The following is a 16108-nucleotide window of genomic DNA, read 5'->3' as shown; positions in this document are numbered from 1 at the left end:
ACTGGAGTGAGCGATCCTCTGGGAACCGCGGTTCGCCGCCTCGCCATTCATCTGGGGCAATTGCCCCACTTCGTTTACGTTCGCCTAGCGACTGCTTGGTCGTTGGGCAGCACATCACTACACGAGCTGCGGCACCGTGAGCGACCGTTTCCGCGCGACCGCTAGGCTTAAACGCTCGACTGCGGTACGTTCGATACGCGCCAAGGTGGCAGAGTCTGGTCAGACGCAGCGGCCTGCAGAGCCGCCCAACGCCGGTTCAAATCCGGCCCTTGGCTTCATTTTCTGATCTCACAGAGAGCGTTCGCGGGCGGCGTTATCCGTCCGCGGCGTCGATCACTTCGTGCGGAATGTTCTGATCGCGGAGCTTCGCGGTGTGTTGCGGGAGTTGGTCGGCAGTGACGACGAGGCGAACGTCGAGTCCCCGCACCGCCGCCTCTGCGACGCCGTCGACCGTTCCGAACCGAAGATCGGGCGTAACCCCGCTCTGCGAGACCAGTGCGTAGGCCTCCGTCCCGGCGACCGCGACCAGGGTCTCGGGTGCGAGATCTGCGGTGACGGCCGCCGAGTCGAGCGTTCGCCCTTCGGTGACATCGGGAACGGGGACGACGGTCACGTAGCCGGTGTCGTAGTCCACGACGCCCTCGAAGTCGGCCACGCCGACCGCCTCGCCGGCTGACGCGCCGGTGACCGTGATAGCGGTCGCCGTCCCACCGGCTGGATTCGCGTGCAGGACGCCGTCGCGCATCACGAGGCCGACTTTGATCCCTTCGTCAACGTCGTCCATCGCGACTGCGGCGTCGACCTCGACGCTCCCGAGAACGTCCGAGCTGACGCGGTCGAGGTAGGTCCGGAGGGCGTCGGTTCGCGAGATGAGCCAGTCGACGCCCTCTTTCGTCACTTGATAGCGTCCTCGCCCTCGTTTGTCCACGTAGCCCTGTTCGACGAGGTCGCGCACGTAATCGCTGACGGCCTGTGAGGTCACACCGATCGCGTCGGCGATCTCCGTCTGACTCACCGCAGGCTGTCGAGCGGCGATCTCCACCAGCACTTGGTAGCGGGTCGCGTCGCGTTTATTGTCGAGAACCCCTGGCGGGGACTCGCGGTCGAGATCTGCCATCAGTCGTGTTCATGGCGCCACAATCAAAGTGTTGTTGTACTCCTGCGCCAGATCGGTCGTTTTCTGCCGCCGCTCATGTTGGAGACACAGTGCAGTTGGGCCAGCACAACCGTGATTGCCGCGAGAACGGGCGGAGTTGTTCACAGCCCGCGTGGAGCACTCGGTGCACCGACCCACGAGGTGGGGTCGAGCGACGCCGCGCGGTCGAGACGGCGGTCTCTATCGCGAGGCCGTGCGTCACCGCGGCAGCGTCACTTCGTGCGAGGAACGGGCGGGGAGCGGGCACCGCGATGGCGCGGCTTAGTAACCGTTATACACCGGGTGACCCATGCTAAAATCATGCAACGACGCGCTGTGGCCGTGTACGTCGCGCTCTTCGTGCTGATCGCGGGTGGAGCGGGTGTTCTCACTGCGACGGCCGATAGCCCGGAAATCGGCTTCGACGACCCCGACTTCGAGGTCTCGCAGGGCGACCTGGTCGAAGTCGACGGGCAGGAGTATGTCGTCGCCGAGATCGCTGAGGTCGAAGAGAGCGGCGGCGGTGGCCACGGTGGTGGCGGCGGCGCCGAGACCTCGATCGTGGCGACGATCGAGCGCAACGTGACCGTGGAACAGTCCGAGACGTGGTCGAACGGGTCGACCGTGACGGTCGGTGAGCGTGAGTGGAACGTGGAGATCACGGGCGAGAACCCGACCGAGTTCACGCTCGTCGAAGTGCTCGACCAGCAGGCGATCCTCGGAGACGATCCCCGGGCGGACAACGAGACCGTCCAGCGAGACAACGGGACGTACGTCGTCGTCACCGAAGACGGCGAATCGACACTCGTTCCGGCCGAGGAGTACTTCCCGGCCCCCGAGGAGCGCTCGTACGCCGTGGGCGACACCCTCGAGTACACCGGTTACACCGCGACCGTCGACAACGTGACGGCAGAGCAGGCGGTGCTCGTCTGGGAAGCGACGCAGACCGAGAGCATCGAAATCGAAGAAGAGGCGATCGTGACAATCGGCGGGACGGACTTCGTCGCGCACTTCCCTGACGCCTCCACGATGCAACTCTCGAGCGACCTCGAGGGGTACGAAGCGCAGGTCGCACAGATCGACCAGTTCCACCAGTACAACAGCGGACTGACGCGCGTGCTGGTCCTCGCGCTTCTCTCTTCGCTGCTCCTGCTCGGAGCGGCGTTCATCCCCTCGCGGTACTAACTCGCGCCGTTCGGACGCTTTTTTCGCAGCGCCGACCGCGTCTCGGTTACACCCTGCGACTCCGTTGGGGACCGATACGCTAAATGGCGGGCGCTCGTCGTCGAGGACATGAGCTCGACTAGAGCGAAGATCAGACAGCTCGCGCCCCACTGGGCCGCGATGTTCCTCCTCATGATCGCGGCGTTGACCCTTGTCGAACGATTCGCGGGGCAGATCGGAATCATCCTCTCGGTCGGCGTGGTGATCGCCGTCGCCGTCGGCTACCCGTACGTCGTCAGAGCGCTCGGTATCGCCCCGCCGGTCTGGCGGCGGTAACGCGATTCTCCACGAGCGCCGCTTCGCGATTGGTCGGGGTGATCGCTCCGGTGACGGTCGACTGCGCCATCGCTGTCTCGTTCGCGTTGCCCGACGACGGCACGCCGCCGACCGCACCGGGCGGCGATAACACCGATGTCAGTCGATCACCCGACGGTCACTTTCGCTTTTATATCTCCCCGGCTCGTACCACGGAGTATGAGCAACGACACTGCGGCGCCGGTCACGACAGAGCTTCCGGACGCACCGTTTCACACCAGTGGCACCGACCACATCACCGTCTGGGGAAGCAACGAGGCCGACACGATCGCCTTCTACCGCGACCTGCTCGGGATGCCCCTCGTCCTCCGCCAGCCGAACCTCGACGACCCGTCCCAGACGCACCTGTTCTTCGACACGGGAGACGGGCGCATTCTGACGTTCTTCGTGAGTGACGACCGCCCCTCGGCCCGCGGCCAGCGCGCCGGCACCGGCTCGGTCCACCACCTCTGTTTCAGCGTCGAACCGGACGAGTACGAGGATATCATGGAGGCACTCGAGGAGGCCGGCAAGGGGTACAACGTGTTCGACCGCGGGATATTCCACTCGATCTACACGCAGGACAACAACGGGCTCGTGATCGAGCTTTCCGCCGACAAGTACGAGATCCCCGACGACCGCAAGGGCGAGGTGCTCGCGACCGCCCAGCGGCTCCGTGAGGAGGACGGCGCCGACTTCGCGCAGGACCGGCACATGAAGGGGGCCTTAGAGGAGCTCGGCCTCCCGGTGAAGAAGCACGACCTGCCGGACGCTGACGCCGGCGTCGGCGTATGAGCGGCCAGACACCCCACGCGGGCGACGACCCCCACGGCGACGAAGCGCTGGTGACGGCCGGGACGCCCCTCGAGGAGGCCACCGCCGCCGTCGTCCTCGTGCACGGCCGCGGGGCGACCGCCCGGAGCATCGTCGGCCTCGGTGAGGAGGTCGCGGGCGACGGCGACGTCGCGCTGCTCGCTCCGCAGGCGGCCGTCAACACCTGGTATCCGAACTCCTTCCTCGCGCCCGTCGCGGACAACGAGCCCGGTCGGAGCTCCGGGCTCCGCGCCGTTGGCCGTGCCGTCGAAGCGGCCACCGATGCGGGAATTCCGACGGAGCGGATCGTCGTCGCCGGCTTCTCGCAGGGCGCCTGCCTCGCCAGTGAGTTCGTCGCGCGGAACCCGACCCGGTACGGCGGACTCGCAGTTCTGAGCGGCGGCCTGATCGGCGACTCGATCGACGTCGACGACTACGTCTCCCACGCCGCGGCCGCGGTCGACGGCGACGCTGGTGAGGCACTCGACGACACGCCGGCGTTCCTCGGCTGCAGTGACGTCGACCCCCATATCCCGGAAGAGCGCGTCCACGAGACGTCTGCCGTGCTGGAGGCACTCGGCGCCGACGTCGACAAGCGGATCTACGAAGGGATGGGGCACGGGATCAACGAGGAAGAGACCGCCGCCGTCGCCGCGCTGGTCGCGTCACTGTCGTAAGCTCCGGGGTGCTCTCCCGTTTCGTCGACGTCGCGAGAGAAATTGAAACGACCGCCGAGTTCGACGCGGCCGTCCCTTACGCCAGCCAGTCGTCCGGCTTGGTGTCGTAGTCGACCTCGTCGGCGGCGATCCGATCGCGGATCTCCGGGTCGAGGCCGTGTTCGGTCACTTCGCCGCCGTCGTACTGGAGGCGCACGCCGACCTCCTCGCCCTCGGGTTCGACGCCTCGGCGCTTCGCCCGGCGGACCGCCTCGTCGGTGTACTCGACGCGGATCGTCGCGAGGTTCACGGGTCGACCCCATAGCTTGAACACGCGTTTGAGCGTCTCCGCCGCCGACTCCTCGTTGAGCGAAACCCCGTTGAACCGGTGTCCGAGCAGGAGTTCGCCGCGGTTCCGGAAGTTGCCGTCGAGCACGACGATAGTCGGCTTCCCGAAGTTCGTGAACTGCAGCAGAAGCTTCCGGCGGACGTCGTCGGCGTCGACGCTGGCGACGCGGTGCTCCTCGGCCGCTCGGCTGTACTCGTACGTGAAGTAGTTGCCCTCCCGCACGAACTCGTCGGTGAGGAACGCATCGATGAACGTCACGTCGTTGTGGCTCTCGCGGACCGCCAACATCCGATCCCAGCCGGCGGTCCGGTCCACGTCCGCGAGCGCCTCGGCGACGGTCGCGTACTGGTCGACGTCGAACATGTACCGGGCCTGCTCCGCGAGCGACTCGCGGGAGACGTTGCGCAGCGCACCGCGGTGTTCCGGGCGCGAGAGGACGTAGTGTCGCTCCGCGAGTCCCTCGCGAGTGAGCAGCTTCCACGGGTACCGCTCGATGTTCGGTCCCGTATTCGGATTGCTGTCGTCACCCCCGGCCGGATCGACGTCTCTGGCCGATATCGCCCGGTCGACGGTTTCGGCGTCGACTCGCGGGTCGCCGTCTGCGGCGAGTTCGGCCAGTTCGTCGAGCGTCGCCGGTCCGGCGCCGGCGATGGCGGGATGCGGTTCGAGCGCCTCTGCGACCTCGTCGAGGTCGATCCGGGAGTGGAAATTCTCCGGTGTCACCCCATCGACGCGGAGCAACCGACCGATCACGTCGCGGCGGGCCGCCCGGAGCTCCACGTGGGTCCACAGCTCGAAGCCGAGCTTGTAGGGGTTGAGTCCGGGCGAGCCGAGCACCCGTGACATGTGGTCGGCGTACGTGAGGAACTCGTCGGGACCGGCGAACCCCTCGCCGCCCATCATGACGGACTCCCAGTAGGTCGCCCATCCCTCGTTCATCACCTTCGTCGACTTCTGGCCCGCGAAGTAGTACGCCTCCTCGCGGATCGCGTCGATGACGGTCGTCTCCCACGGCTCGCGGTCGACCGCCTTCCCGCTCTCGGCGTCGTACCGCTTCCCGTGGTCGCGCAGGAACGCCAGTACGTCCGGGCGCGGGTCCTCCGGTTCGACCCCTTCGCCGTGCGCTTCGAGCCACTCGTCGTCGAACACGTCGCGCCGCACCTCGTCGGAGAGGTCGAGCTCCGCGATCCGGTCTTCGACCGCCGCGAGCGGATCCCTGTCCGGGTCGTTCACGTCGTCGGAGACTCCCGGCTCTTCGACTGACCGAGCGGCGTCGACCGGGCTGTGCTGGTCGATCGTGTCCTCAAGCGCGCTCACGGCGTCGATCAGGCGCTCGACTTCGTCGCGGTCGACGTCGGGTCGGTCGGCGATCGCTGCGATCCGGTCGGCGTTGCGCTCCAGCCGTGCCGCGGCGTTCGGTCCGCCCTCGCCGCGGTCGGCGTACAGGCCGAACCACCCGTTGTTCGCGAAGAAGTCGGCGTGTGCCTCCACGTGGGTGATGACGGCCTTCTGATCAGCGGCCGCGTTCGACTCCTGAAGGAACGCGTGGCTCGGGTCGTCGTTGTTGACGATTTCGAACGCCTTCCCGAGGCCGTGGCGGTCCTTCTTCCGCTGGCGCTCGTAGTTCATCCCCCAGCGCCAGTGCGGGTAGCGACGCTGGAAGCCGCCGTACGCGATCAGCTCGTTCATCTCGTCGTGGTCGACGACCCAGTACCGAACCGGATACGGCTCCAACCCGAGCCGCTCCGCGAGTTCGCGGGCCTCCTCGGCGGGCTCGTCGAGGGTGTCAGCCTCGCGCTTCGCTTCGACGCGCTCGTCTTTCATGCGCGCTCACCTCCTCGGTCGGCCGTCGATCCGTTCTCGGCCGCGTTGCCCGACGCCTCGGTGCTGAGGATCTCGTAGATGGCGTCGGTGACGTCGGCGGGCTCCGCCACGCGGGCGACCGCGACGTCGTCGGTGTCGCCGAACGCCGCTTCCACCTCGTCGGCGTGGCGCGCGTTCGGCGCGGCGCCGCCGGGTTGCGTCTCCACGTACGCGTGGAGGTTCGCGTCGATCGACTCCATCAACGGGATCACCGATTCCGTCGTGTCGCTGCCGGAGTTCTCGGAGTCGCCGGCGGCGAAGACGTAGCGGTTCCACTCGCTGTACGGGTACTCCTCTAAGATCTCCGCGACGAGTTCGTAAGCGCTCGAGATACGGGTGCCGCCGCCCGACTGAATTCCGAAGAACTCCTCGCGGTCGACCTCCCACGCCTCCGCGTCGTGGACCACGTACCGGAACTCCGCGGCGTCGTACTTACCCGTCAGGTACCAGTCCATCGGGGTGAACACGCGCTCGACGAGTTCGCGTTTCGTCTCGCGCATCGAGCCGGAGGCGTCCCGCACGTTGACGACGACGACGTTGCGCTCGCGCTTCTCGATCACCTCCGGGTGGCGGAACCGCTCGTCCTCGCGACGGAAGGGCACGCTGTCGATCCCTTCCCGGCGGATCCGGTGGCTCACCGGCTCGCGGTCGACCGCTTCGTCCAGCGCGTCGAAGCTCTCCCAGCGGTCGAGCGCCGTCACGGGCTCGCCGTGCTCCTCGGCGAGGGTCGCCGCGGCGTCGGCGATCCACGCCCGCGAGACGGGCACGCCCTGCCCCCGGGCCCACGCGAACACGTCGTCCACGTCGGCGCCGTCGACGAACAGTCCCTTGCGGACGTACTCCTCGTCGAAGTCGGTCGCGAGGTGACGCTTCAGCCCGCGCTTGAAGAATTCGTCGACGTCGAGGGTGCCACGCGGTCCGGCCCGCGCGGTGTCGGTGAAGTCGCCCTCCACTTCCTCGACGACCCGCTTCCCCTTCGGTTCGAGGTCGAGGCCGAGTTCCTCGTCGAGCTCCCGCGCGAACTCCTCGGGATCCATCTCGTAGTACTCGTGCTCCTCGCCCTCCTCGCCGGGGTCACCGTCCTCGTCCCCGTCGCCGGGGTCGGGATCGACCGGTTGGCCCGGCTGCGGCTGCCCGCCCCGTCCCTGCCCGACGCCGCCGGCCTCCCGACGGTCGTACTCGAACGAGGGGAGGTCGACAATCTTCACCGGGATCCGCACCCGGTTGGGGTTGGAGCCGCCGAGGTCGCCGTGGCTGATGAACTCCGAGAGGTCCTCGCGCCGCTTCTCGCCGATCTCGCGGAAGCGCTCGCGGTCGTCGGTCAGTCCCATGACCGATCACCTCGGTTTCCGGCGCCGTGGTCGGGGCCGTTTCGGCGGCGGCCGTCACGCTCGTCGGCGTCGAGACTTACCCACTCGTCACGGGCGTCGCGCATCACGGCGCGGCTGGTCAGTTCGGCCGACGCGGGGCTGTACCCCCGCTCGACGAGGCGCTCGATCGTCGCCGCCTTCACATGCTGTGTCACGGTGTCGGCCGGCGGGTCGGCCCACTCGGTCGGGTCGAGCTCCGGGAAGCGCCGCTTCACGTCGGCCAGGTCGTTCGCGTCGAGCACCTCCCGGAACTCGGGAACCTCACCGAGGTCGACGTCCTCGACGCTGAACTCGTCGCCGCGGTTCCGCCACGCGTACCGAGTGAGCGCCCGGATGACGTGCTCGCGGCGGAACTCGGCCACCCGCTGTGTCGGGTCGGTCCCGTAGTAGTCGCTCTCGTCGAACCGACCCAGCGTCTCCGTCTCGAACACCTTCATCACGAGCGCGTCGGGCGCCTCGGGCCCCCGCTCCGTCTCCACCGGCTCGTCGGCGTCCCAGGCGTACACGTGTTCGACGTATTCGGCCACCGTCTCCTCCGGCACGGTCGCCTCCGCGAGCGCGGCGTCGATCACGTCCGCGCGCTGACGTTCGCGGATGCGTTCGGCGACCGGGCTCTTTCTGCTCTCGAACTCCGCGGCCTCCGATCTGGAGAACAGCGGCGCCGACGAGAGCCGTTCGGCCATCGCGTCGAGGACGTCGGTCGGCGTGACGACGCGCTCGACCGGGAGATCGGGGTGGCTCCGGTCGGCGTCCGACCCCAACAGGTCGGCGACGACATCGCGGGTGAACGTCACCGGGATGCCGTTGCGACCGTCTCCGTCGCCGAACTCGACGTCGCCGGCCACGATTCGCTCCTCGTCGCCGTCGGCTCCCGTGCGGCTGATCTCTCCGTTCTCGTACAGATCCGCCTTTTCAATCAGCCCGAGGTCGGGCGGCAGGTCCTCCGCGTCGAGTCGGGTGACGACCGCGTACAACGCCGCTGCGCCGACCGCGTGCGGCGCGAGTTCGCGCTCGGTGACCGTTCCGTCGTCGTCCCGAACGTCGATTGCGAGCGCCGCGGCACCGGGCTCGTCGGCCGGGTCGCGCTCGGTCGTCTCGGGCGTCGCGTGCGCGGAGGCACCGTCGCGCCCGTCCGCCGTTCGCCCTTCCTCCACCCCGTCGACGGTCGGCACGCCGCGAACGCCGCCGACCTCTCGGCGGAGCAGCTCCGCTTCCAGGCGCCGGTTCGTCAGGTAGCGGAACTCGTGTCGGGTGAGCCGCCGCTTCAGCGCCTTCAGGGGGTCGGCCCCCTCGCGGTCGGCGTGGCGGTCGAGCTCGGCGTCGAGGTCGGGGTTCGAGATGACGATGAGCTGCGTGTCCAGGTCCATTCCGATGCCCTTGTCGAGCTTCACCCGGCGCTCATCGGGGACGTTGAGCAGACGTCGGAGCAGGTCCGCGTGCTGGCTGGCGTCCTCGACCACAGTGGCGACGCCGTTCCCCTGCGAGAGGACGCCGTCGTAGCTGAACGCCTGCGGATTCTTGCGGCCCCGCGAGTCGAGTTCGCGAAGCATCCCGCCCATCCACGAGCCGACGAGCCGCTCTTTCGGCGTACCGTCGTCCTCCGCGTGGAGCACCCCGACCCCCTCGCCGACGTCGACGACGTAGCTCGTGACGCGGAGGTGATCGCGGTCGGTGATCGCCGAGAACAGATCTCGGCGCCCCTCGTCACGGTACGTCGACTCCAGGTGGTCGTACGCCTCGCGGCTAAACGGATCGAGGTCGACGTCGGCGGCGATCGGATAGGCGTCGTCGTCCACGGCGTCGGCGATCGACTCGCGGACGGCCTCGGGGAATACGGAGAGGGGGTGCGTCTGCACCGGGCTCCGGTACCACGCCGAAGCGTCCCCGCTGTCGCCGTACGAGAGCCCGCCGCCCCCGCCGACGTCGCTCCCCGCGCCGGTGACGTTCCACTCGACGGTGTAGCGTCGCCCCGCCTCCGTCTTCGAGAACTCCCGGAGGCCGTTCACGAGGCATCGCTTGAACTCCGACTTCCCGGTCGCGGTGGGGCCGTCGATCCAGACGATGCTCTCGTCGTTGCCGCGGCCCGACGCGGCGGCCCGGAGGTCGTCGACGAACGCGTTGAGCGCGGCGGTGTTGCCGAGGACGGCGTGTTCGCCGTCGTTGAACGGGTCGTCGAAGAAGCGGTACCGCTCCAGCCGCTCGCCGCGCTCGCGGACCTCGCGGGTGCCCTCCGATTCGATCGCCGCGAGGACGTAGCGCGCCCCCGAGGCGGCCGCGACGGGGTTCTCCAGCACCCGGTCGACGTACTCGTCGAGGCTCATCGGTGGGTCGTACGCGCCTCGCAGCGTCTCGTCGGCCGCCCGGACGAACCGTTTGCCGTCGGATCGGTCGCGTTTGGTCATCTCATCTCCCGCCGTCTTCGATCTCCGAACGGGCGACGGCGGCGCCCGCGTACTCCAGCACTTCCGCCGCGCCGTCCTCGGAGTAGCCCCGGTCGACGAGGGCGTCGACCCAGGCGCTGCGCTCCTCGTCGTCGAGGTCGGTCGCGGAGACCAGTGCGGAGAAGTTGATGTTGTGCTTCTTGTCCTCCCACAGTTTGCGCTCTAAGGCGCGCCGGAGGCGGTCGTTCTCCTGCGGGTCGAACCCCCGCCCCTCGCGGGCGCGTCGGGAGACCCAGTTCGACACCTCCTGCCGGAAGTCGTCCTTCCGGTCCGAGGGGACGTCGAGCTGCTCTTCGACCGCGCGCATGAACGTCTCGTCGGGCTCCGTCTCGCGGCCGGTGAGCTCGTCGTCGACGGTGGCGTCGTCGATGTACGCCATCACGTGGTCCATGTACTTCTCGCCCTGCCGACGGAGTTCGTCGACGTCGTACGCCAGCGCGTGCCGGACGTCCTCGATGGCGCGCTCGCGGTACTCCTCGCGGACGGTTTCGAGAAGGCGCTCGTAGCGGTCGAGGTCGTCGGCCGCGATGGAGCCGTGCCCGCCGAGGTTCGCCTCGAAGTGGTCGAAGACGGACAGCGGCGAGAGGTACCCCCGCTCGCGGTGGGTCGCGTCCATGATCGCCTCGGCGATCTCGTCGCCGATGAACCGGGCGGAGACGCCGTCCATCCCCTCGCTCACGTCGGCCTGATCGGCGGCGTCCTCCCGCAGTTTCCGGCGATCGATCTCCTCGTCCTCCAGTTCGCCGTTGTACACCTTCGCCTTGTCGAGGAGGCTCACCGTCTCGTCGGTAGGCTCCTCCAGTCGGGTGAGCACGCCGAAGAGGCCGGCCATCTCCAGCGCGTGCGGCTCGACGTGGACGTTCGGCACGTCGGCGTTGTCGAGCATCTTCTGATAAATGTTCGCCTCGCTCTCGTACTCCAGCACGTACGGGTAGTCGATCCGCTTGGTGCGGTCGTTGAACGCCTCCATCTTCTCGTCGCCCGTCTTCTCGCGGTACTCCGGCATGTTCGTCCGGCCGACGATCACTTGGTCGATGTCGATCCGCGGGTTGTTCTTCGGCTTGATCGTCGACTCCTGTGAGGCGTGCAGGAAGTCGTAGAGGAACTCGCGCTGCAACTTGAGCAGCTCCTCGCCGGAGAACAGGCCGCGGTTGGCGTTACAGAACGCCCCGGCGTAGTCGAACGCCCGCGGGTCGGACTCGCCGTAGACGGCGAGTTTCGCGTAGTTGACGTCGCCGGTGAGTTCCGTCTCGTCCTGGTTCTTCTTGTCCTTCGGTTCGAACGTCTCGATGCACTCCCGGCGGTTCTCGTCGGCGACGAGGCGGACGACCTCGACGTGCTCGTCGAGCATCCGCTGGAGGTCGTCGTCGTAGTGGGCCAGCAGCTTGTTTAAGTAGAACTCCGAGGCCGGATCGGGATGCTGGTCGTTCCGGAGGGTGTAGGGTGCGTCGAGCCGCTCGTTGAGATCCTCGATCACCGCCTCCCGCTGCGGGCGCGGAAGGAGCACGAGCGGGTCCTGATTCATCGGCGAGCGCACCGTGTCGTCGGCCGGGTCCTGGTCGTCGATCACCGAACAGAGATTGACCCATTGGAAGGTGTACATTCGGCCGGCGTCCTCGCGGGTGTACGCCTCGAAATATCGGCGCGTGAGCCAGTCAAAGTGCGATTTTCCGGAGCCGACGGGACCCAAGAGGAGCTTGATCCGTTTCTCGGGTCCGAGCCCGCGGGCGCCGGATTTCACCTTGTTGACGAACTCGTGGATCGACTCGTGGACCTCGCGGCCGTAGAAGACGTTCTCGCCGTCGTGGAGCGGGTCGTCCGCGGCGAGCGCGTACTCGACGACACCGCGCTCCTCGTCGTACCGCGTGCCGTAGTGGTCGAACATGTCGGCGACGCGTTGGTGGGCGTTTCGGGCAATGCGGGGGTCCTCGTACAGCGCGTCGAGGTACCAGTCGAACGAGCGGGGCTCCCGGAGGTCGTCCGGGACGTTTGCCCGGTACTCCTCGCTGAGTCGTTCGAGCGTGTGTTGATCTGCCATTGTATCACGTTTCTCGGACGGGCGAGGGCGTCGCGGTGTTCGCGACTCGGATCGCGAGTCCGACACGCGCCGCGCAGCCGCACGGCTCTCCGTGCCGGAATAACGGCTCATTGAGCCGCGAACACCACTGTCGTCGAGGGCGACCCGCTTCGGGTCACCGTTTCGCCCGTAACCGAGGCTATATGTATGGGAGGGATTCTCATGCATAAGTGTGTCGGCGGTTTGCATGTGACATACACTCAGGATCTCCGTGCGCGCTGCGGTTTTTGATCGGCCTAACCGCTCGAAATCGGCGGGTAGTGGATATTAAACGGCCGTGTAGAAGCTGAACGCGACTCGGTCGCGGACGGCGACACGAGCGACGACCGATCCGTTCACCGTGCGGAACCGGAAACGCCGCCCCCAGAGCGGGGCCTTTTGCCGGTCGCCGCCTCATCCCGGATGTGACGTTCAGCATCTGCGTTCGTGAGCGGTACACCGACGACGACGGTGACGACCAGATCCGCTACGGCGTAGCGGTGACCACCCGGCTCCCGGGCGTCGGCACCCTCTGTCCGTTCGCGTCGACGGACGGCGCGGTGGCGACCCAGTCACTCGTCAACGTCGACCTCGGGCGGAAGGGGATCCAATACCTCGGCGACGGACTCGCGGTCGACGACGCGCTGGAGGCGCTTTTAAACGCCGACGAAGGGAAGCCCCAGCGCCAGCTTCACGGCGTCGACGCGGACGGGACGTTCGCGTTCTCCGGCGACGAATGTAACGACTGGTACGGACACGTCGTCGGCGAGAACTACACCGTCGCCGGCAACCTCCTAACGGGCGAGGAGGTGGTCGACGACACCGCGGCCGCCTACGAGTCCGACGCCCACGGCGACGCCCCGCTGGCGGAGCGGTTGATCGACGCGCTCGCGGCGGGCCACGCCGCCGGCGGCGACAAGCGGACGGACCTCGAGGTCCAGTCCGCTGCGCTCGCGGTGTGCAACACGGAGGACGCCGACGACCCCTACTACAACGACCTCCGCGTCGACGCGAGCGAGACGCCGGTGACCGACCTCCGCGAGACGTACGAGACGGCGAAGCGCGGCTACGAGACCGTACTGGAAAAGTACGCCGACGAGGCGGACGAGAGCGACGAGAGGTAGGTCCCCCCGCTCACAGCGACGCCCGCATCAGGATCGGCAGGTGGTCAGAGGGGTAGCGACCGCGGTCGTCGCGGTCGGTAAGCGTGGCGAACGCTTCGACGTCCACCGGAGGCGAGACGAGCGCGTGGTCGATCCGGCGGTCGTCGATCAGTCGCGAGAAGTCGGTGAGACTCGTTTTCGGCCCGTGTCGGAGGTCGGCGACCGCGGCGGCGTCGCGGAGGGTGATATCGGTGTCTTCGCCCGAATCGTCGGTGTCCGTCTCGGAGCCGTCGCCGAGGAGGATTCGGTGTGGCGCCGAGCCCGCCGTGCAGTTGAGGTCGCCGACGAGCGCGACCGGCAGCGACTCGCCAAACCCGCCCGCGCGGCTTCGGTTCAGCTCCGAGAGTCGCGTTCGGAGCAGCCGCGCAGCCTCGCGGCGCGCCTCCGCGCTCACGTGGTCGAAGTGGGTGTTGACGACGAGCAGCGCCGCGTCGCCCTCGACCGTCCGGATCCGCGCCCACGTCGCGATCCGCGGGTAGGACGCGCCCCACCCGGTCGACGGCTCCGCCGGCGTCTCAGAAAGCCAGAAGGTGTCGTGGTCGACGACGTCCCAGCGGTCGGCTCGGACCGCGATCGGACAGCCCTCGCCCTCGCCGCCGGCCTCCCGGCCTCGTCCGACGAACTCGTAGCTCGGGAGCCGTTCGCGGAGGTCGCGGCGCTGCTCGGGGAGCGGCTCCTGAAACGCGGCGACGTCCGGGCGGTGGAACCGGACCAGTCGCGCGACGGCGTCCCGACGGTCGTGCCAGGCGTCGTGGTGGTCGCCACGGTTGGCGTAGCGGACGTTGTAGCTCAGCACCCGGATCGCGGTCATTGTCGTGTCACACGCGCGCGGCGATTAAAAGGGAGGGGACGGAAGTCGGTCGCGCCGCGCGCGGCGATGGATCTACGCGTCGCCGGCGGCTGGTCTCGTGTCGCTCACGCCGAGAACTCGTACAGCTCGTCGCCGACGTGATGGATCGACTCGATGACCTTTCCGCTGTCGCCGACCATATCGTCGCCGTCGACTATCGCGCGACCGACCGCCAGCACCTTCCCGTGGGTCTCCTCGGCGATCACGACCAGGTCGCCCTCGCGGATCTCTGGGTCGGCCTCGACGATTCCGGGCCGCATCACGTCGGCGCCGTCGGAGACGAACGAGATGGCGCCCGCGTCGACCGTGACGACCCCGGTCTCCGGCTCGTAGTCGTTCGCGCCGCGGACGGTGAGGAACGGCTCGTCGTCGTCGACGTAGAAGACGGCCGGCTCGCCGTCGACCAGCACCAGTTCGAACGCCGCGTTCACGAATTCGACGGACTCGAAGGTGTCGCCGTCGATGTCGACGCCGAGGTGGTCGGCGACCGCCTCTCGGATCGCCGTTATGTCGTCGCTCCGGAGATGATGCCGCGATTTCACTTGCATAGGCATCTAGTCGCTCGCTCGGCCGATAAATGGTGCGTTCGACGGCGTCCTCGGTCCCAACACGACCCGCGGTTCGCGTCGTCGTCGGATCTCACGTGATTGGACCGATCAAAACGGCCTTAAGCAACCTCTTCATATCGGGTCGTATGCTTAACCCGCTCATCGCGAACGTCGCGAACCTGCCCGCGATCGTTCTCGGGGTGACCGTGACCCTGATCGTCGTCCTCGTCAGCAGTCTGAAGGGGACGGGGTGGGACCCCACGACCGACATCTCAGACGAGTTGCTCGAACGCCGCGCGTCCGCGGTCCCCGAAACAGAGTTCCCCGAGCCCGGTAACCGTTCCGTCGGCGGTGGCGGCGGCGGCGCAATTCCGGCCGGCGGCGCCGACGGTGAGGAGGGCGAACTGGAGGACGGCAGCGCCGCCAGCGCCGGCCCCGGCGACATCCCCGAGGACGAGGTCGAGTACTTCGAGGTCGAGTTCGTCAAGCAGGGCGAGACGATCGAACTCTCGAACAACCAGCCGATCCTCGACCAGGGAGAGGACGCGGGCTGGGACCTCCCGTACGCGTGCCGACAGGGACAGTGCGTCTCCTGTGCCGGCCACATCACGGACGGTCCCTCCGAGGACTACGTCGAGCACGACAACCAGCAGATGCTCGAAGAGGCCGAACTCGACGACGGCTACACGCTGACCTGCGTCGCGTACCCCCGCGACTCCTTCAGCATCGAGACGGGCGAGGCGCCGTAATCGCTCCCGCCCTCCCGACCTCCGCGCCGACCGCCTCGCTTTCTCGTTTTCTCGCTTTCCCTCCGCCGTTTCCGGCTTTCTCCTCGTCCTCCGCTTGCGTTTCGCCCACAATCTGCGCCCGCTCGCGACACCCTTTTTCGCGTCTCGCCCGAACGAGTGGTATGTCGCTTCCCACGGTCCTCGCCGGCGGTACCGCCGCGCTCCTCGCCGTCCTCGTGGCCGTTCTCGTGTACCGCGACGCCGCGCGCGTCGGGGTCGACCTCGGGTCGCCGCCGCTGTGGGCCGCCCTCGTCGTCGTCACCTCCGGCGCCAGCCTGAGCACCGCCCTGCTCGTCCCCGACGCACCGCTTCCCGGCGTCCTCGTGCTGGCCGCGCTCGGTCCGCTCCTGTACATCCTCGAACGCGACGACTCAATGCACGGCGACGATCCGGCCGACCCGACCAGCCTCCCGAGTCAGTCCGAGCGCGCCGACGACCGCGACGAGTGACGGCGGGGAAGCGCGGTTCGCGTCAGCCGCCGAGTTCCCGCATATCGACGGTGACACAGTTCCTTTCGCCGCGTCGACGGGCTCCGAAACCGCAAGCTTCCATAGGATC

General features: G+C 68.0%; 14 protein-coding genes and 1 tRNA gene. 8 read left to right on the top strand and 7 right to left on the bottom strand.

The window, feature by feature from the left end; genetic code table 11:
• The first annotated feature begins 199 nt into the window (after nucleotides 1-199).
• Nucleotides 200-275, top strand: a tRNA-Cys gene (locus ACNS84_RS12350).
• Between the two features lie 38 nt (nucleotides 276-313).
• Here ACNS84_RS12350 and ACNS84_RS12345 read toward each other — a convergent pair.
• The gene (locus tag ACNS84_RS12345) at nucleotides 314-1117 is read right to left on the bottom strand and encodes a DUF7839 domain-containing protein (protein WP_435075162.1); all 804 of its coding nucleotides are present in this window, start codon (nucleotides 1115-1117) and stop codon (nucleotides 314-316) included.
• Nucleotides 1118-1456: 339 nt separating this feature from the next.
• Here ACNS84_RS12345 and ACNS84_RS12340 point away from each other — a divergent pair, with 339 nt between their 5' ends.
• The 4 genes from ACNS84_RS12340 to ACNS84_RS12325 all read left to right on the top strand — a co-directional run bounded on the left by ACNS84_RS12340 (nucleotide 1457) and on the right by ACNS84_RS12325 (nucleotide 4143).
• Nucleotides 1457-2320, top strand: a complete 864-nt coding sequence (locus tag ACNS84_RS12340) for a DUF8231 family protein (RefSeq protein ID WP_496923256.1) — start codon at nucleotides 1457-1459, stop codon at nucleotides 2318-2320.
• A gap of 108 nt (nucleotides 2321-2428) precedes the next feature.
• Nucleotides 2429-2635 carry a hypothetical protein gene (locus tag ACNS84_RS12335; protein ID WP_435075161.1) on the top strand — a complete coding sequence of 69 codons (207 nt, stop codon included), beginning with the start codon at nucleotides 2429-2431 and terminating at the stop codon, nucleotides 2633-2635.
• A 198-nt stretch (nucleotides 2636-2833) separates the two neighbouring features.
• On the top strand, nucleotides 2834-3448 hold the full coding sequence (locus ACNS84_RS12330) for a VOC family protein (protein WP_435075160.1): 615 nt from the start codon (nucleotides 2834-2836) through the stop codon (nucleotides 3446-3448).
• Complete coding sequence (locus ACNS84_RS12325; RefSeq protein ID WP_435075159.1) at nucleotides 3445-4143, top strand: alpha/beta hydrolase; 699 nt, start codon at nucleotides 3445-3447, stop codon at nucleotides 4141-4143. The genes ACNS84_RS12330 and ACNS84_RS12325 overlap by 4 nt, the downstream gene beginning before the upstream one ends.
• Nucleotides 4144-4219: 76 nt before the next feature.
• Here ACNS84_RS12325 and ACNS84_RS12320 read toward each other — a convergent pair whose 3' ends face one another.
• Genes ACNS84_RS12320 through ACNS84_RS12305 form a run of 4 tightly spaced genes read right to left on the bottom strand, consistent with a single transcriptional unit; the run spans nucleotide 4220 to nucleotide 12183 of the window.
• Complete coding sequence (locus tag ACNS84_RS12320) at nucleotides 4220-6295, bottom strand: SpoVR family protein (protein WP_435075158.1); 2076 nt, start codon at nucleotides 6293-6295, stop codon at nucleotides 4220-4222.
• Nucleotides 6292-7665: a DUF444 family protein gene (locus ACNS84_RS12315; RefSeq protein WP_435075157.1), complete on the bottom strand. Its 1374-nt coding sequence runs from the start codon at nucleotides 7663-7665 to the stop codon at nucleotides 6292-6294. The genes ACNS84_RS12320 and ACNS84_RS12315 overlap by 4 nt, the downstream gene beginning before the upstream one ends.
• A complete protein-coding gene (locus ACNS84_RS12310) occupies nucleotides 7656-10106 on the bottom strand; it encodes a kinase anchor protein (RefSeq protein WP_435075156.1) in 2451 nt (816 codons plus the stop codon). The genes ACNS84_RS12315 and ACNS84_RS12310 overlap by 10 nt, the downstream gene beginning before the upstream one ends.
• A gap of 1 nt (nucleotide 10107) precedes the next feature.
• Nucleotides 10108-12183, bottom strand: a complete 2076-nt coding sequence (locus ACNS84_RS12305) for a PrkA family serine protein kinase (RefSeq protein WP_435075155.1) — start codon at nucleotides 12181-12183, stop codon at nucleotides 10108-10110.
• A gap of 443 nt (nucleotides 12184-12626) precedes the next feature.
• On the opposite strand from ACNS84_RS12305, the gene ACNS84_RS12300 reads away from it, so the two are divergent.
• Nucleotides 12627-13325: a DUF1028 domain-containing protein gene (locus ACNS84_RS12300; protein WP_435075154.1), complete on the top strand. Its 699-nt coding sequence runs from the start codon at nucleotides 12627-12629 to the stop codon at nucleotides 13323-13325.
• A gap of 10 nt (nucleotides 13326-13335) precedes the next feature.
• Here ACNS84_RS12300 and ACNS84_RS12295 read toward each other — a convergent pair whose 3' ends face one another.
• Both ACNS84_RS12295 and ACNS84_RS12290 read right to left on the bottom strand, forming a co-directional pair.
• On the bottom strand, nucleotides 13336-14175 hold the full coding sequence (locus ACNS84_RS12295; RefSeq protein ID WP_435075153.1) for an endonuclease/exonuclease/phosphatase family protein: 840 nt from the start codon (nucleotides 14173-14175) through the stop codon (nucleotides 13336-13338).
• A 104-nt stretch (nucleotides 14176-14279) separates the two neighbouring features.
• Nucleotides 14280-14762 (bottom strand): RNA-binding protein, encoded by a 483-nt coding sequence (locus ACNS84_RS12290; protein WP_435075152.1) that lies wholly within the window; start codon nucleotides 14760-14762, stop codon nucleotides 14280-14282.
• A 146-nt stretch (nucleotides 14763-14908) separates the two neighbouring features.
• Here ACNS84_RS12290 and ACNS84_RS12285 point away from each other — a divergent pair, with 146 nt between their 5' ends.
• Together ACNS84_RS12285 and ACNS84_RS12280 are read left to right on the top strand one after the other, a co-directional pair.
• Nucleotides 14909-15511: a 2Fe-2S iron-sulfur cluster-binding protein gene (locus tag ACNS84_RS12285; RefSeq protein ID WP_435075151.1), complete on the top strand. Its 603-nt coding sequence runs from the start codon at nucleotides 14909-14911 to the stop codon at nucleotides 15509-15511.
• A 161-nt stretch (nucleotides 15512-15672) separates the two neighbouring features.
• Complete coding sequence (locus tag ACNS84_RS12280) at nucleotides 15673-15999, top strand: hypothetical protein (RefSeq protein WP_435075150.1); 327 nt, start codon at nucleotides 15673-15675, stop codon at nucleotides 15997-15999.
• Nucleotides 16000-16108 lie beyond the last annotated feature (109 nt).

This window comes from Halorubrum wangae (genome assembly GCF_051194135.1).
In the GTDB taxonomy this organism is placed as follows: domain Archaea; phylum Halobacteriota; class Halobacteria; order Halobacteriales; family Haloferacaceae; genus Halorubrum.
This window is presented reverse-complemented; position numbering and strand designations above follow the sequence as displayed.